General features: G+C 72.1%; 20 protein-coding genes and 1 tRNA gene. 14 read left to right on the top strand and 7 right to left on the bottom strand.

The features are described 5' to 3' along the window. Nucleotides 1-4: 4 nt before the first annotated feature. A complete protein-coding gene (locus ACZ59A_RS33925; RefSeq protein WP_470966775.1) occupies nucleotides 5-646 on the bottom strand; it encodes a (2Fe-2S)-binding protein in 642 nt (213 codons plus the stop codon). A gap of 162 nt (nucleotides 647-808) precedes the next feature. Beyond that, nucleotides 809-1,567 (bottom strand): carboxymuconolactone decarboxylase family protein, encoded by a 759-nt coding sequence (locus ACZ59A_RS33920; RefSeq protein WP_470966772.1) that lies wholly within the window; start codon nucleotides 1,565-1,567, stop codon nucleotides 809-811. A 586-nt stretch (nucleotides 1,568-2,153) separates the two neighbouring features. Between ACZ59A_RS33920 and ACZ59A_RS33915 the strand changes: the two genes are divergently transcribed. From ACZ59A_RS33915 to ACZ59A_RS33895, 5 genes are all read left to right on the top strand, one after another. Then, nucleotides 2,154-2,573, top strand: a complete 420-nt coding sequence (locus tag ACZ59A_RS33915) for a (R)-mandelonitrile lyase (RefSeq protein WP_470966769.1) — start codon at nucleotides 2,154-2,156, stop codon at nucleotides 2,571-2,573. Nucleotides 2,574-2,614: 41 nt separating this feature from the next. Then, nucleotides 2,615-3,985, top strand: coding sequence for an MFS transporter (locus ACZ59A_RS33910; protein WP_470966767.1), 1,371 nt, complete (start codon nucleotides 2,615-2,617; stop codon nucleotides 3,983-3,985). 20 nt (nucleotides 3,986-4,005) lie between these two features. Continuing rightward, nucleotides 4,006-4,374 (top strand): hypothetical protein, encoded by a 369-nt coding sequence (locus ACZ59A_RS33905; RefSeq protein ID WP_470966765.1) that lies wholly within the window; start codon nucleotides 4,006-4,008, stop codon nucleotides 4,372-4,374. A gap of 79 nt (nucleotides 4,375-4,453) precedes the next feature. Continuing rightward, nucleotides 4,454-5,542 carry an aldo/keto reductase gene (locus tag ACZ59A_RS33900; RefSeq protein ID WP_470966762.1) on the top strand — a complete coding sequence of 363 codons (1,089 nt, stop codon included), beginning with the start codon at nucleotides 4,454-4,456 and terminating at the stop codon, nucleotides 5,540-5,542. Nucleotides 5,543-5,953: 411 nt separating this feature from the next. Then, nucleotides 5,954-6,709: a recombinase zinc ribbon domain-containing protein gene (locus tag ACZ59A_RS33895; protein WP_470966760.1), complete on the top strand. Its 756-nt coding sequence runs from the start codon at nucleotides 5,954-5,956 to the stop codon at nucleotides 6,707-6,709. A 43-nt stretch (nucleotides 6,710-6,752) separates the two neighbouring features. Here the strand turns inward: ACZ59A_RS33895 and ACZ59A_RS33890 are convergent. Continuing rightward, nucleotides 6,753-6,837, bottom strand: a tRNA-Leu gene (locus ACZ59A_RS33890). A gap of 236 nt (nucleotides 6,838-7,073) precedes the next feature. On the opposite strand from ACZ59A_RS33890, the gene ACZ59A_RS33885 reads away from it, so the two are divergent. Continuing rightward, complete coding sequence (locus tag ACZ59A_RS33885) at nucleotides 7,074-8,414, top strand: M20/M25/M40 family metallo-hydrolase (RefSeq protein ID WP_468050511.1); 1,341 nt, start codon at nucleotides 7,074-7,076, stop codon at nucleotides 8,412-8,414. Nucleotides 8,415-8,787: 373 nt separating this feature from the next. Continuing rightward, the gene (locus ACZ59A_RS33880) at nucleotides 8,788-9,714 is read left to right on the top strand and encodes a chaplin (RefSeq protein ID WP_470966757.1); all 927 of its coding nucleotides are present in this window, start codon (nucleotides 8,788-8,790) and stop codon (nucleotides 9,712-9,714) included. Between the two features lie 87 nt (nucleotides 9,715-9,801). Here ACZ59A_RS33880 and ACZ59A_RS33875 read toward each other — a convergent pair whose 3' ends face one another. Next, complete coding sequence (locus ACZ59A_RS33875; protein WP_079038522.1) at nucleotides 9,802-9,990, bottom strand: DUF5703 family protein; 189 nt, start codon at nucleotides 9,988-9,990, stop codon at nucleotides 9,802-9,804. A gap of 47 nt (nucleotides 9,991-10,037) precedes the next feature. Here ACZ59A_RS33875 and ACZ59A_RS33870 point away from each other — a divergent pair, with 47 nt between their 5' ends. Further along, entirely contained in the window at nucleotides 10,038-10,709 is a 672-nt protein-coding gene (locus tag ACZ59A_RS33870; RefSeq protein WP_470966754.1) for a hypothetical protein, read from the top strand. Between the two features lie 70 nt (nucleotides 10,710-10,779). On the opposite strand, the gene ACZ59A_RS33865 is transcribed toward ACZ59A_RS33870, so the two are convergent. Together ACZ59A_RS33865 and ACZ59A_RS33860 are read right to left on the bottom strand one after the other, a co-directional pair. Then, on the bottom strand, nucleotides 10,780-13,239 hold the full coding sequence (locus ACZ59A_RS33865) for a helix-hairpin-helix domain-containing protein (RefSeq protein WP_470966752.1): 2,460 nt from the start codon (nucleotides 13,237-13,239) through the stop codon (nucleotides 10,780-10,782). Next, entirely contained in the window at nucleotides 13,236-14,216 is a 981-nt protein-coding gene (locus tag ACZ59A_RS33860) for an aldo/keto reductase (RefSeq protein ID WP_470966749.1), read from the bottom strand. Before ACZ59A_RS33860 ends, ACZ59A_RS33865 begins: the two co-directional genes overlap by 4 nt. Nucleotides 14,217-14,418: 202 nt before the next feature. Here ACZ59A_RS33860 and ACZ59A_RS33855 point away from each other — a divergent pair, with 202 nt between their 5' ends. Next, nucleotides 14,419-15,468 carry an LLM class F420-dependent oxidoreductase gene (locus ACZ59A_RS33855; protein WP_470967086.1) on the top strand — a complete coding sequence of 350 codons (1,050 nt, stop codon included), beginning with the start codon at nucleotides 14,419-14,421 and terminating at the stop codon, nucleotides 15,466-15,468. Between the two features lie 230 nt (nucleotides 15,469-15,698). Then, nucleotides 15,699-16,496: a ferritin-like domain-containing protein gene (locus tag ACZ59A_RS33850; protein WP_470967084.1), complete on the top strand. Its 798-nt coding sequence runs from the start codon at nucleotides 15,699-15,701 to the stop codon at nucleotides 16,494-16,496. A 69-nt stretch (nucleotides 16,497-16,565) separates the two neighbouring features. Here ACZ59A_RS33850 and corA read toward each other — a convergent pair whose 3' ends face one another. Further along, complete coding sequence (gene corA, locus ACZ59A_RS33845; RefSeq protein WP_470966747.1) at nucleotides 16,566-17,558, bottom strand: magnesium/cobalt transporter CorA; 993 nt, start codon at nucleotides 17,556-17,558, stop codon at nucleotides 16,566-16,568. 119 nt (nucleotides 17,559-17,677) lie between these two features. Here corA and ACZ59A_RS33840 point away from each other — a divergent pair, with 119 nt between their 5' ends. The 4 genes from ACZ59A_RS33840 to mshC all read left to right on the top strand — a co-directional run bounded on the left by ACZ59A_RS33840 (nucleotide 17,678) and on the right by mshC (nucleotide 21,279). Next, a complete protein-coding gene (locus tag ACZ59A_RS33840; RefSeq protein ID WP_468050517.1) occupies nucleotides 17,678-18,373 on the top strand; it encodes a histidine phosphatase family protein in 696 nt (231 codons plus the stop codon). 101 nt (nucleotides 18,374-18,474) lie between these two features. Continuing rightward, complete coding sequence (locus ACZ59A_RS33835) at nucleotides 18,475-19,065, top strand: DUF3090 domain-containing protein (protein WP_468050518.1); 591 nt, start codon at nucleotides 18,475-18,477, stop codon at nucleotides 19,063-19,065. After that, nucleotides 19,029-19,886, top strand: coding sequence for an SCO1664 family protein (locus tag ACZ59A_RS33830; protein ID WP_468050519.1), 858 nt, complete (start codon nucleotides 19,029-19,031; stop codon nucleotides 19,884-19,886). Before ACZ59A_RS33835 ends, ACZ59A_RS33830 begins: the two co-directional genes overlap by 37 nt. 163 nt (nucleotides 19,887-20,049) lie before the next feature. Beyond that, nucleotides 20,050-21,279, top strand: coding sequence for a cysteine--1-D-myo-inosityl 2-amino-2-deoxy-alpha-D-glucopyranoside ligase (gene mshC, locus ACZ59A_RS33825; protein WP_470966743.1), 1,230 nt, complete (start codon nucleotides 20,050-20,052; stop codon nucleotides 21,277-21,279). Nucleotides 21,280-21,839: the final 560 nt, after the last annotated feature.

The raw sequence follows: 21,839 nt of genomic DNA, 5'->3' as shown, positions 1-21,839 counted from the left end.
AGGCTCACTCTCCGCCCGCGGTCTGCTGGACCGCTCGAACGATCTTGGTGTAGCAGCCGCAGCGGCAGATATTGCCGCTCATCCACTCCCGGATCTCCCCGGCGGAGCCGGTGTGGCCCTCCTTCATGCAGCCGACGCCGGACATGATCTGGCCGGGCGTGCAGTAGCCGCACTGGAAGGCGTCCTGCTCGATGAACGCCTCCTGCAACGGGTGGAGCCTGTCGCCGTCGGCGAGCCCTTCGACGGTGGTGACCTCGGCGCCCTCCAGACGGATCGCCAGTGTCAGACACGAGTTGACGCGACGGCCGTCGACCAGCACGGTGCAGGCGCCGCAGGCACCGGCGTCGCAGCCCTTCTTGCTGCCCGGCAGATCCAGATGCTCACGCAGCAGATCCAGCAGCGAGGTGCGGTTGTCGACCGTGACGCTGTGCCGCCTGCCGTTGACGGTCAAGGAGACGGAGTCGCGGGGAGCCGCGGCCGACGCCTCCTCGGCGTCGAATGCGAGCGGCCCCGCCAGACCGCCCGCCGCCACCGCCCCGCCGGCCGCGGTGGTGGTCGCGATGAAGGTGCGTCGGGACGGCGTCGGCCGGGAATCGAGGGCCCCGGCCGGGGGCGGTGCGGCTGAGCCGGTGAGTTCCTGGGACATGGGTCTGCCTTCGGTGGGGCGGACGGATGGGTAGGAGCGCCCAGACATCCGGGCGCTGGATGCGGCAACGGCGCCGAACGCCTCCCGGGGCCCGTCAGGCTGTGTCGGACGCGGTCTTTCGGGAGTGGACCCGCACCCACAGGGAGGCTTGCGCCCTGGTCGTCACGAGCGCGAGTTCAGGACGTCCTTGACAATGGGCAGGGCGGAGAAGACCCGGGGCCAGCCGGCGTAGAAGGCGAGCTGGTTCAGCGTTTCACCGGCCTGCGCCGACGTCAGCCCGTTGTCCATGGCCCGGCCCAGGTGGTACGTCAGCTGTTCCGACTGCCCGTTGGTGATCAACGCGACCACGGTGACCAGGCTGCGGTCCCGCGGCCTGAGGTCAGGACGGAGCCACAGGTCCCGGAAAACGACATCGCGGGTGTTCTCGACCACGCCCGGTGACACGGCATCGAAGTCGGACCGGACGTCATCGTCGCGTGACTTCTCGGCATCCTGGTCCAACGGCAACAGATCGGCTCGAACAGCAGGGAGTTCGGATTTCTTGACGCCTCGCTCGTCGAAGACGTTCTTGATGCCCGGGATGGCCGCGCGCGCATTCTGCCAGCCACTGTAGAACGCCAAGTGGGTAACAGCTTCGGAGATCTCGCGCGGCCTCACACCGTCGTCCATCGCCTTGTCGACGTAGAAAGGAAGCTCAGCGGAATGCCCGCCGGCGATCATGTGGGCCACCGTCACGAGGCTCCGGTCGCGGTCCGACAGCCCCGGGCGCCGCCAGAGCCGCATGACGTTCTTCTCGTGGTACGCATCCAGCGCCGGAGCCACATCCCCGACGTCAGCCAGGGCAGCCGCAGAACCGGCCTGAGGCTTTTCGGAGCCGCTTCCCGACGCGCTGCACCCCACCAGCGCTACCAGGGCGGTCACGGCGGCGATGCTCGGCAGTACACGGTGCTTCACAGGTGAACCTCTGCTTCTCGGAGGCGACGACGCTCAAGGTGGCGTTGAGCGCCCGACGAATGCGATGCCGGTGCACGGACCGGACGCCGAGCCGGCACCGCAACAGGCCACGATCGAGAACATCGCAGTTCAACCGCGCGAGGAAGGACCTGGCGTGAGGTGTACTGCCAGTACACCAACCCGCAGGTCCTCCCATATGACCGCGCACTGCGGTTTTGTCGTTGGCAGCCGCGGAGCACAGCGATCCGAAGCTCTCGGTCAACGTCTCCCTGAACGATCGGGCAGTGGGTGCTACGCGGCGGACGGCATGCCTGCCGCCGCCGGGCAGGGAGAACCGTCCCGGTGACACGGCGGAGAGGGATCGCGGGAGAGAGCGGGCCGGCCCGGGGACCGCCATCCACCGGCGAAGCCCATCGAGAGGGGACGTGACCATATGCGGTTGCCGAGCGGCCGGTTGAACCGGCGCACCGTACTCCGATCCGCCGCGGCCTTGACCGTGCCACTCTCGGTGGCCGACGGCGGGGTCAGCAGCGCAGCACCGAGGAGGGACAGCATGGAGCTTGTGAAGAAGCGGCCGACCGGCAAGGGACCGGCGGAGAATTTCCACGGAGATGTCTGGTTCGATGTCATCTACCAGGGAGAGGAACCCTCCCGGGCTCGGGCCAACATGGTCCGCTTCGCGCCCGGCGCCCGCTCCGCCTGGCACTGGCACGGCCTGGGGCAGACCCTCTACATCGTCGAAGGCGTCGCCCTCATCCAGTCCCGTGGCGGCAAGATCCTCGAAGCTCACCCCGGCGACGTCGTCTACACACCCCCCGGCGAGCAGCACTGGCACGGTGCCGCGCCCGACCACTTCATGACTCATCTCGCGCTGTGGGAGAAGCCCGGTCCGGGCGGCGGTCCGGAAAACACATGGCTGGAGCACGTGCTTGAGGCCGAATACAACGGACCGCGCGACAGCACTCGCTGTTGAGGCCGGGACGGAGATTCTCCGGACGCCGCACCTTCACGGAGGTGCCGCTGAGGGGGGCACTGGCAGGGACTCCCCTCACGACGCGCAGTGATGCCTTCCGCGTGATGTGGGGCGCCCACGACGTACGGGTCTTCCGCGACGGGACGAAGCGCTTCCGGTATCCGGTCGTGGGCCGGCTCGATCTCGATCACGAGACCATGTTCCTGGCCGCCGACGGTCAGATCGGCGTGGCCGTCTACAGCGCCGTACCGGGCAGCACGGCCGAGGACGGCCCGAAGCTGCTCGCGTCCTGGGCCGTCCACCGCGGCGCACCCGGCGTCCGCGGCGATCGATACCGAGGGCTGACCCGCCGTCCTCCGCGCTCCCGTTCCGCCCGCCCGGCCCCTCTCCGGGCCGGGCGCCACCGCGACCGCGCGCATGCCGGTGGGGGCCATGCCGGTCCCCCCCACGGCGGGGCTCCCACGCCGTCGCGGATCGCGGCTGCATGGCGAGTGCCGCACCGCTGCGGCCGTCCCCGACGCAAGAGGTTCTTCTTCCGCATGTCTTCCCCGCAAGAGAAGCCCGGCACGCTGCCGTTCGTCGTCCATCTGCTGGGCTTCGGCGCGTTCCTGATGGGCACCACCGAGTTCATCATCGCGGGCATCCTGCCCGAACTGGCCTTTGACCTTGGGGTCGGTGTCGCCCGGGCAGGTCTGCTGATCACGGCGTTCGCGATCGGCATGATCGTCGGTGCCCCCGTGCTGGGGCTGCTCACGCTGCGCCAGCCCCGCCGCTCCACCCTGGTACTGACCCTCGCCGTGTTCGCTGTCGGTCACGTGATCGCCGCGCTCAGCTCCTCCTTCACCGCCGTGTTCGCGGCCCGCGTGCTCAGTGCGCTGGCGACCGGCGCGTTCTGGGCTGTCGCCTCGGTCGTGGCCACCGCCGCGGCGGGTCCCGCCGCAAGCTCCCGGGCCCTGGGCGTGATGGTCAGCGGTTCGGCCCTGGCCACCGTGATCGGCGTGCCGGTGGGTACCTGGGCCGGAGGCCGTCGGCCGGCGTGGCGCGTTCTGGGCACTGGCCGTCCTGGCCGGGGTCGCGGCGCTGCCTACCGGCCGGTTCGTCCCCGCCGGCGAGCGGCGTGCCACGGCCTCGGTCCGCTCCGAGTTCACCGCTCTGCGCCAGGGCAGGCTGTGGCTGTCGATGAGCGCCACCGCCCTGATCACGGGCAGCGCCATGGCCGCCTTCAGCTTCGTCACCCCTCTGCTCACCGCGCGGACCGGCATCTCCACGGGTGCGGTGCCGCTGGTCCTGATCGGATACGCCTCGGCGCCCTGGCTGGCACGAACCTCGGTGGACGGCTCGGCGACCGCAAGCCGCTGACCACTGTCACCGGTGCCGCGATCGGGGCGCCGCGCTCGTCCTCCTACTGCTGATCCCGCTGTCCCACAGCGCCGTGCCGACCATCATCCTGGTGGTGCTGCTGGGCCTGACCGGCATGTCTGTGCCCCCGGTCGTCACCTCCCTGGCCGTGCGCTTCGCGGGCAACGCTCCCACCCTCGCCGCCGGGCCGGCTGTCTCCTCCTTCAACGCCGGCATCGCCGCTGGCTCCTGGATCGCCGGCGGCGCCCTGGAATCCTCCCTGGGTCTGACCTGGCCGGCTCTCGTCGGCACCGTGATGGTCACCCTCGCCCTGGTGCCGCTGGCCGCCCTCGGGTCGATCGGCGCGACCCGTACGACAGCACCCCGTATACCTGCGGCCTCCGCAGGGAGGCCCGAGAGGGGAACCCCGTCCGAGGCCGGCGCCCACCACGCGGCGCTCTGAACCAATCCCGCAGGCTCCCGTGGCACCCCCACCGCGAACCCTGCCCACGCTCCACAACAACCGAAAGGGAGATCCAGTCATGAAGTACCGCACTCTTGGTAAGTCTGGTCTCGCCGCGTCCAAGCTGGCGCTCGGCACGATGTACTTCGGCACCGAGAACACCGAGGAAGAGGCGTTCGCGCTGCTAGACGCCTTCGTCGAGGCCGGCGGCAACTTGGTCGATACCTCTGATGTGTATTCCGGCAGCCTGTCCGAGCAGATCATCGGCCGCTGGCTGGCCGCCCGCCCCCGCGAGATCACCGACCGCATCGTGCTCGCGACCAAGGGCCGCTACACCACCGGCCCCGACGTCAACGACCTCGGCCTGTCCCGCCGCCACCTCACCCGCGCACTCGACGGCTCCCTGCACCGCCTGGGCGTGGAGACGATCGACCTGTACCAGATGCACGGCTGGGACGCGCACACGCCTGTCGAGGAAACACTGTCCTTCCTCGACGACACGATCCAGGCCGGGAAGATCCACTACGCGGGGCTGTCGAACTTCACCGGCTGGCAGCTCCAGCTCACCGTCTCCACCGCCAAGGCCATGGGCGTCCACGTTCCCCTCACCCTCCAACAGCAGTACAGCCTGCTGTCCCGCGAGAGCGAATATGAAATGGTCCCCGCCGCCCTGCACAACAACATCGGCCTGCTGCCATGGTCCCCGCTGGCCGGCGGCTTCCTCACCGGCAAGTACCAGCGCGGCACCACCCCCGCCCCCCACACCCGCGCCGCCTCCGGCAACGAGCTGTACCAGTACGTGTCGGCCGAATACGCCGCCTCCGACCGCAACTGGGCCACCATCGACGAAGTCATCCGCATCGCCGGCGAGACCGGCGTCACCCCCGCCCAGGTCGCCCTGAGCTGGATCGCCGACCGCCCCGGCGTCACCGCACCGATCTTCGGCGCCCGCACCCTCAGGCAGCTCCACGACAGCATCGCCGCCGCCGACCTCACCCTGGACGACGAAGCCACCGCCGCACTCGACAAGATCAGCACCCCCACACCCGGCGGCTACCCCTACGGCGCATTCGGCACCAGCCAGCGCGACCGCCGCCTCCAGGGCGGCCCCCAGGCTCTCGGCGACCTCGTCGCAGAAGGATCCGACCACCCCTTGGCCAGCACCTGAACCTGGTGCGAAGGGGCGTTGATCGTGCATCGCCAGGCAGACGGCTACTGGTCGACGCTCCAGCAACTCCAACGCTCGGCCCCACCCCACCGGCGCCCAACCCGTGCGCGACTCCCGCAGCACACCGGGGTGACCCCGCTGGTTCCCGGCGTTCGGCGTCCAGGATTCTGCGAACCCGCGCTCCGCCGGGCGGAGATCAGGTGTGGCCGGTTTCGGTGAGGGGCGGCAGGTGGCCTGGTGCGGCCGGGGGTTCCCGGCAGCAGTGCTGTGTGCGGGGCAGGGCGGAGCGGCCGAGGTCAACTGCGGCCAGGCGGACACTGGCGCCGAGGACGAACCCGGCACCGGGGGGGCGGCCGCGTTGACGGCGCCCAGTGCTACCGCGACGACGTCACCCTCGGTTACACCACCGCCATGCGCTGGAACAGCCAGGACAAGTGGATCGTCTCGAAGAAGATCGTCCATGCCCCGCTGGTCGACGACGAGACCTTCGCCCGCGTCCAGGACGTCTTCCAGGCCCGTACCCGGACCAGCCCTGCCCACGGGGTCAAGCGGGCCCGCATCCCCTACCTGTTCCGCGGAGCGATCGTTTGTGCGGCCTGCGGGCGCGAGATGCAGGGGCACTGGGCGCATGAGCAGGCGTACTACCGCTGCCGGTTCCCCGACCAGTACGCGCTCGCCCACCGCATCCGGCATCCCCGCAACGTGTACCTGCGCGAGAGCTGGGTCATCCCGCCCCTCGACGATTGGCTTGCCAAGGTGTTCCTCCCGCACCGGCTCGACGAAACCATCGACCTCATGGCCACCGCGACGGCCCCTGAACAGGAAACCGCTGCCGTTACGGCCGTCCGTAAGGTGATCGCCGACTGTGACACCAAGCTCGCCACCCACCGCGCCGCCCTCGAAGCAGGCGCCGACCCCGCCCTCGTCACCCAGTGGATCACCGAAACCCAGACCCGCCGGGCCAGAGCCGAAGCCGAACTCCGCGCGTCATCGAAGGGGCGGGAGCCCGGATGCCCCGGGACGAGATCGCGCGGCTCGTCCGCTCGATCAAGGACCTGGCCGCCGTGGTGCGCCAGGCCGAGACCGGGGCCACGGCCGCGATCTACCAGCAGCTCGGGCTGCGGCTCACGTACGATTCCGGGAAGCACGAAGTGCTGGCCGAGATGAGACTCGACCAGCACTCTCATGAAGCCCGTGGGGCATCAGTATGTGTCCGAGGGGGGACTTGAACCCCCACGCCCGATAAAGGGCACTAGCACCTCAAGCTAGCGCGTCTGCCATTCCGCCACCCGGACCAGGTGTCTGCCGTCCGGCCTGCGGCCGTTCCGACGTGGAAAACCATAGCAAACATCAGAGCGTGCTCGATCACGCGGACGACGGCCGCCGCTGGCCCGACGCTGTGTGTCGGGAGCGTGACGGTGGTATTGCGGCCTTGGGCTGCGGCGTCGGGAGGGGCAGGATGGCGGGATAGCCCCGCGGCGGGCCGGTCCGGGTGGATGCGGCCCGGGGGCAGGAACGAAGAGGAGGCAGCGTGAGTGAGTCGCAAGCGGGCGGGACGAAAGCCGGAACGGTCAGCGGCGAGGACGAGGTCGTCGATCTGTGCCGTGATCTGATCCGGATCGATACCAGCAACTACGGCCCCGACCACTCCGGCCCCGGCGAGCGGGCCGCCGCCGAGTACGTCGCCGAGAAGCTCGCCGAGGTGGGGCTCGAACCGCAGATCTTCGAATCGCGCAAGGGCCGGGCCTCGACCGTGGCCCGCATCGAGGGCGAGGACCCGTCCCGGCCCGCGCTGCTCATCCACGGCCACACCGACGTCGTACCGGCCAACGCCGAGGACTGGACCCATCACCCCTTCTCCGGCGAGATCGCCGACGGCTGCGTCTGGGGCCGGGGCGCGGTGGACATGAAGGACATGGACGCCATGACGCTCGCGGTCGTACGGGAGCGGCTGCGCACCGGCCGCAAGCCCCCGCGCGACATCGTGCTCGCCTTCCTCGCCGACGAGGAGGCGGGCGGGGTGTACGGGGCGCGGCACCTGGTCAACGAGCACCCGGGGCTGTTCGAGGGCGTGACGGAGGCGATCGGCGAGGTCGGCGGCTTCTCCTTCACCGTCAACCAGGACCTGCGGCTGTACCTGATCGAGACCGCCCAGAAGGGCATGCACTGGATGCGGCTCACGGTGGACGGCACCGCGGGCCATGGCTCGATGGTCAACAACGACAACGCCATCACCGAGCTGACGGAGGCGGTCGGGCGGCTCGGGCGGCACAAGTTCCCGGTCCGGGTGACCAAGACCGTACGGTCCTTCCTGGACGAGCTGTCCGACGCGCTCGGCACCCCGCTCGACCCGGAGAACATGGACGAGACGCTGGCCAAGCTCGGCGGGATCGCGAAGCTCATCGGAGCGACGCTGCAGAACACCGCCGCGCCGACCATGCTCGGCGCCGGGTACAAGGTCAACGTGATCCCGGGGCAGGCGACGGCCCATGTGGACGGCCGCTTCCTGCCGGGTCTGGAGGACGAGTTCCTGGCCGACCTCGACCGCATCCTCGGTCCGCGGGTCAAGCGTGAGGACGTGCACGCGGACAAGGCCCTGGAGACGAGCTTCGACGGCGCGCTGGTCGATGCCATGCAGACGGCGCTCAAGGCCGAGGACCCGATCGCGCGCGCCGTGCCGTACTGCCTCTCCGGCGGCACGGACGCCAAGTCCTTCGACGACCTCGGCATCCGCTGCTTCGGCTTCGCGCCGCTGCAGCTGCCTCCGGAGCTGGACTTCGCCGGGATGTTCCACGGGGTGGACGAGCGGGTGCCGGTGGACGGGCTGAAGTTCGGCGTGCGGGTCCTCGACCGGTTCCTCGACGCGTGCTGAGGTGCCTGCTGAACCGGCCGACTGAATTGGCCCGGCCGAACTCTGCCTGGATGGCCTAATCGATCAGACATACCGAATGCATCACAAAGGGTGAATGCTGTCGTAGCTTGATAGCTTGATTGCTCCTTCCTCGTTACATGGGGTGTGCGGCTCGTGACCGGGCCGCGACGCCGAAGAGGGGGCGGGAAGAAGAACCCCGGCCTTCGGCGACCACCGCATCGATCACGTGACGTTGAGTCACGGTCCACCGGAATGTGATCCCGGCGGGCCCGGAGTGTGCGCCACGCACCTCCGGGGCCGCCCGGGCATGGGGGTGCGGGCGATACCGCCCGCACGCGTTCCGGCCGGGCCACAGGCAGGGGAGCGAAGAGTTATGCGACAGGTTGCGAAAAAGGGCCTGATCACCGTAGCGGCGGCGAGCGGCGTTCTGGCCGTGACCGGGGGCTACGCACACGCCGATTCGGGGGCGAACGGCGGCGCCGGGTACTCGCCCGGGATCGTGTCGGGCAACAACATCCAGGCTCCGGTGCACATCCCGGTGAATGTGTGCGGGAACACCGTGAACGTCCTCGGGTTCCTCAACGACGCCCGGTGCGGCAGCGGGGCGCAGCAGGGCTCCGGCAGCTCCGGTACGTCCGGCAGCTCCGGCAGTTCGTCCAGCAGCTCCCAGGCGGGGGACTCCTCCGCCCAGGGCAGCACCCAGAACTCGCCGGGGATCGGCTCCGGCAACAACATCCAGGCCCCGGTGCACGTTCCGGTGAACGTGTGCGGGAACAGCATCGGCGTGATCGCGGCCAGCAACAGCGGCGGGGGCGACTGCGGCGTGGTCGACGCCGTACCGGACAACCCGGGGAACCCCGGGAACCCGGGCAACCCCGGCAACCCCGGCAACCCGGGGAATCCTGGTACGCCCGGCAACCCGGGGAATCCAGGCAACCCTGGCAATCCGGGTAACCCCGGTACGCCTGGCAACCCGGGGAACCCCGGTAACCCCGGCACCCCGGGCAACCCCGGTAACCCGGGTCAGCCCGGTACCCCCGGCAACCCCGGCCAGCCGAACAACCCGGGAGATGACACCCCCGGCGACAACGGTGACAACGGCGACAACGGGAACGGGCAGGGCCAGACCGGATCGCACGCCGCCGACCCGGCCGCGAACCTCGGCGGTTCCCACCTCACGGGCAGCGAGCAGCTCGCCCACACCGGTGCCGGACCGATGGAACTGGCCATTCCGGCCGCTGCGGGCATGCTGCTCGCGGGCACGGTGCTCTACCGCCGGGCGCGCGTCGCCCGGCGCTGACCTCGCCTACCGCGTCTACACCGTCTGACCTGGTCTGATCCGGTCGGATCAGCAGCGGGCCCCGCCTCGTGCGGGGCCCGCTGTGCGTCACCAGGTGGCGCGGAGCTGGCGAATGATGCGACGCCGCAGCCGCACTCTTCGGCTGCCGTCGGGGTTGAGTCTCAGTCGATCCAACTCCCAGTGTCCGTATTCGGCATGGTCGGTGAGCAGGCGGGTAGCGGCGTTGCGGGAGACCCCGCGTGGCACATACACGTCGCAGAATTCGTATTCCGGCATCGCATCTATTGTGCGGGAACTGCCCTGGTACGGATAGCGTCTGCACTATGTCTGATGCTGCGCAGCCATCCGCTGCCGAGGTACGCGCCGCCGCTGAAGCGGTGAAAGCCGCACTGGACCGTCACCTCGACGCCGTCGAGCGCCGGTCCGGGGAAGGCGACCCGGCCGTCTACGCCGCATTCAACGAACTGGCGGCGGCAGCCGAGGTCTACGACGAGCTGCTCTACGACGCCTACGACGAAGTCACGCCCTTCGAGATCCCGGGCGACGACAGCCTGCCCGCCTACGCGGGGCCGGACGAACCCAGTGCGCTCAGCGTGCTGATCCGCCGGGACTACGCGGTCGTCGAACCGCAGCGGCTGCTGTCGCAGGCCCAGCGCATCGTCGACCTGGATCCGGACCTCGACACCGGGGGCGGCCGCCTGGGCGGCGGGACGGCCGGGGCCGGTGAGAGTGTCCATGCCGCTCTCGGGGTGGTGTTCGGCGAGTTCGAACCGGACGAGATCGCCTCCCGGCACAAGGAATTCGGCCTGGAGGAGGGCGACTCGACCCTCTGGGTCTCGGCCCTCGAAGAGCCCGCCGAACCGGGCGAATGGCTGTCCGCCCCGTTCGACCAGGCCGATCCCGAGCAGATCGTGTGCCGCTTCGACGTCAGCTCGGTCTTCGACGAGGAGCTGGACGAGGAGGACGATCTCGAGGTGCTGGGCCCGGGGAGCTGAACCCGGCCGACCGCCGCACCCCGGGCCCTCCGGCCGCGCCTCGCGCGAGCCCGAGGGCCCGTACCGCCCGTCACCCCGTGGGCGGGGCCTGGGTCTGGAGCAGGGACCGCAGGCGCGTGGTGCGGTCCTTGAACGGGATCTCCGCGACCGCCCGCTGCAGCGCCGCCTCCACGCCGTGCACCACGGACAGATGCCGCTCACCCCGGCCGAAGGCGGTGTAGATCCAGGCCCGGGTCAGCCCGGCGCTCGCATCCCCCGGCAGCACCACGACCGCCGCGGGCCAGCGCATTCCGGCCGCCTGATGCGCGGTGAGGGCCCAGCCGTGCCGCACCAGGTCGCCCACCTGCTCACGGGGCACCACCACCGGCGCCCCCGCGCAATCCAGCCGCAGCCCCTCGGCGTCCGCCGACACCACGGTGCCCGGGAGGGCACGTCCCGGCGCCGGGGTATACGCGACGCGGTCCCCGGGGTCGAACCCGGCGAACCGGCCGGGGCCGGGGTTCAGCCGCTCCTTCAGCGCCGCGTTGAGAGCACGCGTCCCGGCCGCGCCACCATGGCCCGGCGTGATCACCTGCGTCTGCTCCGACGACACGCCGATCGCGCGCGGAACCGAGTCCGCGACCAGCTGCACGGTGCGGTGCACGGCCTCGCCCGCGTCGCGCACGGGGACGATCACGACCTCCTTGCCCGGTGCCTCGACCTGGTTCAGCTCGCCGATGCCGATGCCCGAGACCAGCTCGCCGATCGGCCCGGGGTCGGGCGTACGGGAGACGACCTGCGGGCAGCGGCGGGCCGCGAGCAGATCCGCGAAGACCCGGCCGGGCCCGGCCGACCACAGCACGCCCGGGTCCCCGCTCAGCACCAGCCGGGCGCCGTCCGGCAGGGACTCGACGAGCATGGCCGCCGCCTCCACGTCCATCTGGGGCGCGTCCAGCACGGCGATCAGGTCGAGCGCCAGCGCGCCGTCCTCGTCGCGCCCCGGGCCCTCGCCGCCGGAAAGCAGCCCGGCGACGGTGACGGCCGCGTCGGCGCCGACCTCCGCGGCCAGCCGCCGCCTGCCGTCCTCGCTGTGCGCGGCGGCGCGGACCCGCAGCCCCATCGACCGCGCGGCGGCGATCAGCGCCGCCGGTTCGGCGCGGGCCGCCTCGCCGCCGCTGTGCGTGACCAGGCCGTGCGCCGCGACGGTACGGATCAGCTCCGCGGCGGACGGGGACGGCGCGGCGGTGGCGGCCGCCTCCCAGTCCGGCTCGGTCCGTGGTGCGTCGGCGAACGTGGTGATCAGCCGGGCGAACCCGTCCGCCAGGCTCTCCTCCGCGAGCGCGTAGCGGTCGAGCCCCAGCAGCACCCGGACCGGCTGCTCGGCGTCCTCGTCCTCGGACGGGGCGGGCCGGGCGCCCGGGGGCGCCTCCAGGGCGTCCTGGAAGACCAGCACCCCGCCGCCCGCGATGGCCGCCCGCAGCGCCTCGTCCGGATCCGGTACGGACACCTTCGCGAGCGCGGCGCGCAGTGCGGAGGACTCCAGCGCGGTGTGCCCTTCGAGGGCGGCGCGCTCCAGCAGCCAGCCGGTGAGCGCCTGCGAACGGCGCTCGTCGCCCGGCTCGCACTCCGGCCCCAGCAGGGCGCGGGCGAACCCGTCGGCCTGGTCGGGGCGCACCCCGGGCACGGCGAGCAGCTGCCAGGGATCCTCGCGCAGCGCCTCGGCGGCGCGCTCGCCCAGGGTCTCGGCGACCGATACGGCCAGCGCCTCGGGCGCCCCGCCCGCTGCCAGCACCTCCCGGACTCCGGCCAGCCCGACCGCCGCGGGGCGCGCCGGTCGCGGAACGGAAGCCGGGGCGGCGGCCCGGGCCGGTTCGGGCGCGGGAGCGGCGGCGGGCTGCGGCCGGGCGGGCGCCGGGCGGCGCTCGTTGAAGAACGACGCCGCCGCCCGCTCCCCGCTCTCCACGGCCCGCACGGCAGCGGCCAACGCCTCAGCCGCCGCCGACCGCCCACCCTTGCCGCCCCCGGCACCTGGTTGACCGCCCGCAGCACCCGCCGGAGCCGCTGCACCGGCCCCGGGGCCGCCCGCACCGGTCCCGGCGGCGCCGCTCCCGGGCTCCGGGTCCACTCCGGCGGGGGGCTGGCCGGGGGCGTCCGCGGCAGCCGAGCGCCCCGGTGCGGCGGCGCCGGTCCCCGTGGGTTCGGCACTGGCCCCGGCGTGCGCGTCGGTCCCAGGGCCGTCCGGCCCCGTCCCGGCGGCGCCGCTCCCGGCACCGGGCTGCCCACCTTGTGCCGCGGCGGTCCCCGTGGGTTCGGTCCCGGTCCCGGGCTCGGCCTGCGCGTCGGGCCCGGGAGTGTCGGGGGCCGCTCCCGCAGGGGCGTCCCCGGGGCCGGGCTGCCCTTGGGCCTCGCCGCCCGGCTGGGCGGCTGCTGACGCGGCGTCGGGCGCCGGGGCACCGTCCGCGTCCGGCGCGGCGGCGGGCGTGGCGGATTCCGCGCTCGCCTCGGTGGCCTCCTCGGGCGGGGGGTCGCCGGCGAGGTGGTCGGTCGTCACAGCGTGCTCCAGTCCTGATCGGGATAGCGGTGCACGGGCGCCGACACATCGTCGAGCGCCTGGCAGATCTCGTCCGGAAGACTAAGGGCCTCCACCGACAGCGCCGCACGCAACTGCTGGGCGTTGCGCGCGCCGACGATGGGGGCGGTCACGCCCGGGCGGTCGCGCACCCAGGCCAGGGCGACGTGCAGGGCGCTGGTCGCCAGGCCGTCGGCGGCTATGGCGACGGCGTCGACGATCCGGCTCGCCTCCTCGTCGAGGTACGGGGCGACGAAGGCGGCGAGCGAGGAGGCGCCGCGGGAGTCGGAGGGCGTCATGTGCCGGTACTTTCCGGTCAGTACGCCACGCCCCAGCGGCGAGGAGGGCAGCAGGCCGATGCCGAGGTCGAGGGCGGCGGGCAGCACCTCGCGCTCGATGCCGCGCTGGAGCAGCGAGTACTCCATCTGGGTGCTGGCGAGCCGGGTGTGGGCACCGGACGAGGCCAGCTGCCAGGTGGCGGCCTTGGCGAGCTGCCAGCCGCAGAAGTTCGACACGCCGACATACCGCGCCCGCCCGCTGCTGACCGCGATGTCGAGCGCCTGCAGGGTCTCCTCGAGCGGGGTGACGGGGTCGAAGGCGTGCACCTGCCACAGGTCGACATGGTCCGTGCCGAGCCGCTCCAACGAGGCGTCCAGGGCGGCCAGGAGGTGGCCGCGGGAGCCGTCGAAGCGGCGGTCCGGGTCGGGGACGCTGCCCGCCTTGGTGGCGATCTGCAGATCGCGCCGCGGCACCAGCCCCTCCAGCAGCCGCCCGAGCAGATACTCCGCCTCCCCGTCCGCGTACACATCGGCGGTGTCGACCAGCGTCCCGCCCGCCTCCCAGAACGTCTTGAGCTGGTCCGCCGCTTCGTGTTCGCCGGTGTCCCGCCCCCAGGTGAGCGTGCCGAGCCCGAGCCGGGATACGCGCAGGCCGGTGCGGCCCAGGTGCCTTAGCTCCATGTACATCGCTCCATGAACATCGAGATTACTGGCCGGAAAGCGGACCGTGTCAGCCTGTGGATAACCCACCCCCAGCCCCCGGTGGATCACCCATGAGCCACCCCCGGCCTACCCCGGACCCACCCCTGACGTACCGGGGTTCCGCGCGCTAGAGTCCCCGGAGCAGCGACGTTACTGATCAGTAAGGGGTGCGCGCATGGGTATGCGGCTCGGAATCAACCTCGGCTACTGGGGCGCGGGGATGGACGCGGACAACCTCGCGGTCGCCCGCGAGGCCGACCGGCTCGGCTATTCGGTCTGCTGGGCCGCGGAGGCGTACGGATCGGATGCCGCCACCGTCCTGTCGTGGGTCGCCGCGCAGACCGAACACATCGACGTCGGCTCGGCCATCTTCCAGATCCCGGCCCGTACGCCCGCGATGACGGCGATGACCGCCGCCACCCTCGACTCCCTCTCCGGCGGCCGGTTCCGCCTCGGCCTCGGCGTCTCGGGCCCGCAGGTCTCGGAGGGCTGGTACGGCGTGCGGTTCGACAAGCCGCTCGCCCGCACCCGCGAGTACGTGGAGATCATCCGCAAGGCGATGTCGCGCGAGCGGCTGACCCACGAGGGCGACAACTGGACCCTGCCGCTGCCCGGCGGCCCCGGCAAGCCCCTCAAGCTCACCGTGCACCCGGTGCGCGAGTACATCCCGCTCTACATCGCGGCCATCGGCCCGAAGAACCTGGAGCAGACCGGCGAGATCGCCGACGGCGCGCTGGTCATCTTCTTCGCCCCCGAGCACGCCGAGGCGACCACCCTCGGCTCGCTGCGGGCGGGCCGGGAGAAGGCGGGCAAGACCCTCGACGGGTTCGACCTGGTGCCCACCGTCCCGCTCGCGGTGGGCGAGGACGTCCGCGCGCTCGCCGACCAGTTCCGCCCGTACACCGCGCTCTACGTGGGCGGCATGGGCAGCGCCAAGCAGAACTTCTACAACAAGCTCGCGCAGCGCATGGGGTACGAGAAGGAGGCCGCCGAGATCCAGGAGAAGTACCTGGCCGGGGACAAGGAGGGCGCCGCCGCCGCCATTCCCCACGAGCTGATCGACTCCACCACGCTGCTCGGCCCGGTCGAGCGCATCGCCGACCGCATGAAGGCGTACGCCGAGGCCGGTGTCACCACCCTGTCGCTCACGCCCGCGGGCTTCACGCTGGAGGAGCGGGTGGCGGGCCTGCGGGCCGGTGTCGAGGCGATGGAGCGCGCCGGGCTCGCGTAGGTGGGACGGACAGCCGACGGGCACCGGACGTTTCCGCGGCCGTGGTGGGGGCTCGGGGGTCTTCCCCGCCACGGCCGTCACCGAGCACAACGCCTCCGGTGCCCCGGGGTTACGCGTCCGGCGGGACCCGCCATATTCGCTCGTGATTCCCTCGTACGGATGAGCCGGATGCCCCACCTGTTGCCACTTCCGATACCCGGCATTTGACTCATTTCACGGAGGTGGCCATCGTGCTCTCGGCGAAAAGCGTCTTCCAGGAGATCCTCGGGAACGACGAATCGTTCCGGCTGTTCTGCTCCATCGCGGCCAGCGGCGAGGCGCAGGGCGGCTGGGAGAACGGCCGGATCGCCGCGCTCGTGCCCGAGAGCCAGCGCGCCCTCGCGCCCAAGATCACCCGCCATGGCGCGGACGAGGACAAGCACGGCCGGATCTTCAACGCCCTGCTCCGCAAGCGCGGCCTGGAGCCGGTGGAGGTGCCGCGCGCGGCGGACTACACCATGCTGCTGGAGGCCCGCGGCGTCGGCCTCGCCCACGAGAAGCTGCGCCGCGACGAACCGCTCACCGAGCACGACATCGTCGTCTACCTCGCCCACAGCCGGGTCACCGAGCAGCGCGCCGCCGCGCAGATGGCCATGTTGCGCGGCTGCTTCGGCGGCCATCCCGAGATCGGCCGCGCGGTCACGATGATCGCCAAGGACGAGGAGAACCACCTCGCCTACTGCCACGAGGAGTTGCTGCGGCTGGCCGCCGCCGGGTACGGCCGGACCATCCAGCGGGCGCTGCGCGAGTGCGCGCTCGTCGAAATGGAGGTCCACCGGTGCGTCAGCCTCGCCGTGATGACGCACATGGGGGGCATCCTCGGCTGGTCGAGGCGGAAGTCCGCGGTGCTGACGGCGGGCGTCAAGGCCGGGTACGGGTACGAGCGGCTGGGCGGCTGGCGCCGCATGGTGACGCTGCGGATGCCCGAGCGCAGGGACGCGCTGGGGGCCTCGGAGACGGCCGCCCCCGAGGCGCCCGAGTTCGCCTGAGCCCCCGCACCCCGCCCGCATCAGGGCGGCCCCGCCCCCGCCCGTAGCGGGCGGCGGCGTACGGCCCGGTCAGAGCCAGCCGCGGCGCTTGAACATGCGGTACAGCAGCGCGATCACTCCGGCCATCAGCCCCACCGCGGCCGGATAGCCCCACGGCTGGCGCAGCTCCCACATGTGCGTGAAGTTCATGCCGTAGATACCGGCGATCAGCGTCGGCACCGCCGCCATCGCCGCCCACGCCGAGATCTTCCGCATGTCGTCGTTCTGCCGCACGCCCATCTGCGCCAGATGGGCCGAGAGGATGTCCGACAGCAGCCGGTCCAGGCCCTCCACATGCTCGTTCACCCGGGTCAGATGGTCATGGACGTCGCGGAAGAACGGCCGCGACCCCTCGTGGACGAACGGCACCCCGGCACCCGAGAGCCGGGTCATCGGCTCCGCCAACGGGCCCGTGGCGCGGCGGAATTCGAGCACCTCGCGCTTGAAGGCGTAGATCCGGCCCGCCGTGTTCTGGCCCCCGTTGCCGTCCGGCGCGAACACCTCGGTCTCCAGCTCGTCCAGATCCTCGTGGAGGGCGTCCGCCACGTCCAGATACTGGTCCACGACCGCGTCGGCGACCGCGTACATCACCGCCGTCGGCCCGTGCTGGAGCACATCGGGGGTGTGTTCCAGCCGTTCCCGCACCGCGCTCAGCGCATTGGCCTCGCCGTGCCGCACAGTCACCACGAAGGAGTCACCGACGAACACCATCAGCTCACCGGCGGTGACGGTGCCCGCCCGCTCGTCGTACCGCACCGGCTTGAGCACCAGGAACAGCGAGTCGTCATAGATCTCCAGCTTGGGCCGCTGGTGCGCGGTCAGCGCGTCCTCCACGGCCAGCGGGTGCAGTCCGAACTCGCTGGTGACCAGCGCGAACTCCTTCTCCGTCGGCTCGTGCAGCCCGATCCAGAGAAACGAGTCCCCGGCCAGACGCGCCTGGTCGAGGGCGTCGGAGAAGTCGGCGGGTCCCTCTGTGCGGCACCCGTCCTGGTAAATGGCACAATCCACGATCACGCGGGGCATTGTGCCTCGCCCGGGTAAGAAGCGCACCGGCGGGTGGAGAAGCACACCGGCCGGGGAAGCGCGGACGGCGGGCGCATACCCTCCCTGAGCGGCCCCGGAGTGGCCGTAGGGTGGCAGGCATGCCCACGCTGATCCTCGTCCGGCACGGCCGGTCCACCGCGAACACGTCCGGCGTCCTCGCGGGCTGGACGCCCGGTGTCGCCCTCGACGAGCGCGGCGCCGCGCAGGCCGCGGAGCTGCCGGGGCGGCTCGCCCGGCTGCCGCTCGCCGCCGCCGTCACCAGCCCGCTCCAGCGCTGCCAGGAGACCCTCGCGCCGCTGGTCGCCGCCCGCCCCGAACTGCCGCTGCACACCGAGGAGCGGATCGGGGAGTGCCACTACGGCGACTGGTCGGGCCGCAAACTCGCCGAGCTGGCCGATGAACCACTGATGAACATCGTCCAGCAGCATCCGTCCGCCGCCACCTTCCCCGGGGGCGAGTCCATGCGCGCCATGCAGGCACGCGCGGTCGACGCGGTGCGCGACTGGAACGCCCGGGTCCAGGAGGAGCACGGCGCCGACGCCAGCTATCTGATGTGCTCGCACGGCGACATCATCAAGGCGATCGTCGCGGACGCCCTCGGCCTCCACCTCGATCTCTTCCAGCGGATCTCGGTCGAGCCCTGCTCGGTCACCGCGATCCGCTACACCCCCGCCCGGCCCTTCGTCGTACGGCTGGGCGACACCGGCGACTTCGCGGGACTCGCGCCCCGCGAGGACGCCCCCGCCGACCGCGGCGGGGACGCGGCAGTGGGCGGCGACGCGGGGGCACCATGATCTCCGAGCGCAGTAGGGTGGTCCCGCGGCGCGGCCGTACCACGGCAGCCGCGACCCAGTAGTTCAACCAGCCGACCAGTCGACGCAAATGGAGCAGGACGTTGTCCCGTCAGGTGTTCCTCTATGACCCGCCGGACCGATTCGTCGCCGGTACGGTCGGGCTGCCTGGCCGCCGTACCTTTTTCCTGCAGGCGTCCGCGGGCGGCCGGACCACCAGCGTGGCACTGGAGAAGACCCAGGTGGCGGCGCTTGCCGAGCGGATAGACGAGCTGCTCGACGAGGTGGTGCGGCGCACCGGTGGCAACGCGCCGGTACCGGCCGTCGCCCCCTCCGAACTCAGCGACACCGCACCGCTCGACGCCCCCGTGGAAGAGGAATTCCGCGTCGGCACCATGGCCCTCGCCTGGGACGGCGAGGAACAGCGCATGATCGTGGAGGCGCAGGCGCTCGTCGAGCTGGAAGCCGAGTCCGAGGAGGACCTCGCCGAGGCCGAGGAACGGCTCCTGCAGGACGACGTGAACGGGCCGCCCATGCTGCGGGTGCGGCTCACCGGCATCCAGGCACGCGCCTTCGCCAAGCGGGCGCTGGACGTCGTCAACGCCGGCCGGCCGCCCTGCCCGCTGTGCAGCCTGCCGCTCGACCCGGAAGGACACGTATGTCCGCGCCAGAACGGATACCGCCGCGAAGCCTGACGCCCCCGGAGCCGTCCGAGCTGCTGGCCCTGGGCGAGCTGACGGTGCGCGGCCGGGTCCGCGAGGCGTCCAACGCGGTGCTCTACTGCACGGTCGAGTACGAGGGCCACAGCGCCCCCTGCGTCTACAAGCCGGTGGCCGGGGAACGGCCGCTGTGGGACTTCCCCGACGGCACGCTCGCCCAGCGCGAGGTCGCCGCGTACGAGATCTCCGAGGCGACCGGCTGGGGCCTGGTCCCGCCCACCGTGCTGCGCGACGGGCCGTACGGGCAGGGCATGTGCCAGCTGTGGGTCGAGGTGGCCGACGGCGACGGCTCCGATGACCCGGCCGCCGACGGCACCGAGCTGCTCGCCCTCGTCGAGGGCGACGAGCCTGGCCCCGGCTGGAAGGCGGTCGGCTTCGCGGAGGTGGAGGAGGGCCGCACCGCGCTGCTGGTGCACGCCGACGACGTACGGCTGCGGCGGCTGGCCGTACTCGACGCGGTGATCAACAACGGCGACCGCAAGGGCGGCCATCTGCTGCCCGCCGCGGGCGGCCGGCTCTATGCGATTGATCACGGTGTGACCTTCAACGCCGAGGACAAGCTGCGCACCCTGCTGTGGGGATGGGCGGGGGAGCCGCTGCCGGACGACGTGCTGGAGGTGCTGCGGCGGCTGGCGGACCAGCTCGCCGACGACGGCCCGCTGGGCGCCCGGCTGGCGAAGCTGATCACCGGCGCCGAGATCGAGGCGCTGCGGGCCCGGGTGGCGGCGCTGTTGCGGACCGGGCTGCACCCCGCGCCCAGCGGCCAGTGGCCCGCCATTCCGTGGCCGCCGGTCTGAGCCGACGGCTCACGGAGCGACCACGGAGCGACTACGGACCGGGTACGCGGTAGCGACCAAGCAGCTCACGGGCGAATACGCAAGACCGTCTATCCGGCCAACAAACGGTCAGCAGGCCCGGTCCGGTTCGTATCCGGAACTGGCATCCGGTTACGCTCATTGCATGTATGCCTGGCCCGCTTCCGAGGTTCCCGCCCTGCCTGGCAGTGGCCGCGACCTGAGGATCCACGACACCGCGACCGGGGGACCGATCACCCTCACCCCCGGCCCCGTCGCCCGCATCTACGTCTGCGGCATCACGCCGTACGACGCGACCCATATGGGTCATGCGGCGACCTACAACGCGTTCGACCTCGTTCAGCGCGTGTGGCTCGACACCAAGCGCCAGGTCCACTACGTCCAGAACGTCACCGACATCGACGATCCGCTGCTGGAGCGGGCCGTGGCGAACGGCGACGACTGGACGGCCCTCGCCGAGCGCGAGACCGCCCTCTTCCGCGAGGACATGACGGCCCTGCGGATGCTGCCCCCGCGCCACTTCATCGGTGCCGTCGAGTCGATACCGGGGATCGTGCCGCTCGTGGAGCGGCTGCGGGACGCGGGCGCGGCGTACGAGGTCGAGGGCGACATCTACTTCTCCGTGGAGTCGGACCCCGCCTTCGGCTCGGTCAGCCGCCTCGACGCCGAGGCCATGCGGCTGCTGTCCGCCGAGCGCGGCGGCGACCCGGAGCGCCCGGGCAAGAAGAACCCGCTGGACCCGATGCTGTGGGTGGCCGCCCGTGAGGGCGAGCCGAGTTGGGACGGGGGCTCGCTCGGCCCCGGCCGCCCCGGCTGGCACATCGAGTGCGTGGCCATCGCCCTCGACCACCTCGGCATGGGCTTCGACATCCAGGGCGGCGGCTCCGATCTCGCCTTCCCGCACCACGAGATGGGCGCCTCGCACGCCCAGGTCCTCACCGGCGAGCGGCCGTTCGCGCAGTCGTACGTGCACGCCGGGATGGTCGCGCTGGACGGCGAGAAGATGTCCAAGTCCAAGGGCAACCTGGTCTTCGTCTCCGCGCTGCGGCGCGAGGGCGTCGACCCGGCCGCCATCCGGCTCGCCCTGCTGGCCCACCACTACCGCTCCGACTGGGAGTGGACGGACGACGTCCTGCGGGACGCCGAGGCCCGCCTCGCCCGCTGGCGCGCCGCCGTCTCGCGGCCGGACGGCCCGTCGGCGGACGCGCTGGTGGAGGAGATACGGGAGGCCCTGGCGAACGACCTCGACTCCCCGTCGGCCCTCGCGGCCGTCGACCGCTGGGCGGCCACGCAGTCCTCGTCCGGCGGCACGGACGAGGGAGCCCCGGGCCTGGCCTCCCGAGCCGTGGACGCCCTCCTGGGCGTAGCCCTGTAGGGCGTCCCCACCCGCAGGGCTGCGCCCCGGACCAGGGCGGTGAACGCGCCGCCGACTGTGGCCCTGCGGGGGCTTCCCCACCCCGCCCCTTCCCGAACCAGGGGGCTCCGCCCCCGGACCCCCGGCCCGGGGGCGACCTGCCAAGGGGCCGGAGCCCCCGTCCGGACACCGGCCGTTACCCGGATGCCACGGAGCGGCGAGGCCGCGCTGCGACCGACAGCAGCCCGGCGCGGGGCCCCTCCGGAACGGGGTCCGGAGCCCGGGGCGACCGTCAAGGGGCCGGAGCCTTCGTCCGGGTACCGGCCAGCATGCTGCCCCCACGGAGCGGCGAAGCCGTGCTGCGACCGGGGGATCGGGTCCCGGCAGCAACCTGGCACGGAGCCCCCTCCGGAACGGGTCTGGGGCCCGGGGCGAAGCCCGCGGACTGGGTCCGGGGGCGACCGTCAAGGGGCCGGAGCCTTCGTCCGGGTACCGGCCAGCATGCTGCCCGCCGCCGCGGAGTGGCGAGGCCGCGTTGCGACTGGGGGATCGGGCCCCGGGCAGCAGCCCGGCGCGGAGCC

The sequence above is a fragment of the Streptomyces sp. NPDC040405 genome (assembly GCF_055595765.1).
Note: the sequence above shows the minus strand (reverse complement) of the source record. Positions and strands in the feature narration are given on the sequence as shown.

Excerpts from the sequence above, each read along its gene's own strand:
- ACZ59A_RS33855 (WP_470967086.1), top strand. The coding sequence starts at position 14,419 with ATGCGGCTCGGAATCAACCTCGGCTACTGGGGCGCGGGGATGGACGCG.
- corA (WP_470966747.1), bottom strand. The coding sequence starts at position 17,558 with ATGCCCCGCGTGATCGTGGATTGTGCCATTTACCAGGACGGGTGCCGC.
- ACZ59A_RS33880 (WP_470966757.1), top strand. The coding sequence starts at position 8,788 with ATGCGACAGGTTGCGAAAAAGGGCCTGATCACCGTAGCGGCGGCGAGC.
- ACZ59A_RS33860 (WP_470966749.1), bottom strand. The coding sequence starts at position 14,216 with ATGGAGCTAAGGCACCTGGGCCGCACCGGCCTGCGCGTATCCCGGCTC.
- ACZ59A_RS33915 (WP_470966769.1), top strand. The coding sequence starts at position 2,154 with ATGGAGCTTGTGAAGAAGCGGCCGACCGGCAAGGGACCGGCGGAGAAT.
- ACZ59A_RS33895 (WP_470966760.1), top strand. The coding sequence starts at position 5,954 with ATGCGCTGGAACAGCCAGGACAAGTGGATCGTCTCGAAGAAGATCGTC.
- ACZ59A_RS33870 (WP_470966754.1), top strand. The coding sequence starts at position 10,038 with ATGTCTGATGCTGCGCAGCCATCCGCTGCCGAGGTACGCGCCGCCGCT.
- ACZ59A_RS33900 (WP_470966762.1), top strand. The coding sequence starts at position 4,454 with ATGAAGTACCGCACTCTTGGTAAGTCTGGTCTCGCCGCGTCCAAGCTG.
- ACZ59A_RS33925 (WP_470966775.1), bottom strand. The coding sequence starts at position 646 with ATGTCCCAGGAACTCACCGGCTCAGCCGCACCGCCCCCGGCCGGGGCC.
- ACZ59A_RS33840 (WP_468050517.1), top strand. The coding sequence starts at position 17,678 with ATGCCCACGCTGATCCTCGTCCGGCACGGCCGGTCCACCGCGAACACG.
- ACZ59A_RS33830 (WP_468050519.1), top strand. The coding sequence starts at position 19,029 with ATGTCCGCGCCAGAACGGATACCGCCGCGAAGCCTGACGCCCCCGGAG.
- ACZ59A_RS33875 (WP_079038522.1), bottom strand. The coding sequence starts at position 9,990 with ATGCCGGAATACGAATTCTGCGACGTGTATGTGCCACGCGGGGTCTCC.
- mshC (WP_470966743.1), top strand. The coding sequence starts at position 20,050 with ATGTATGCCTGGCCCGCTTCCGAGGTTCCCGCCCTGCCTGGCAGTGGC.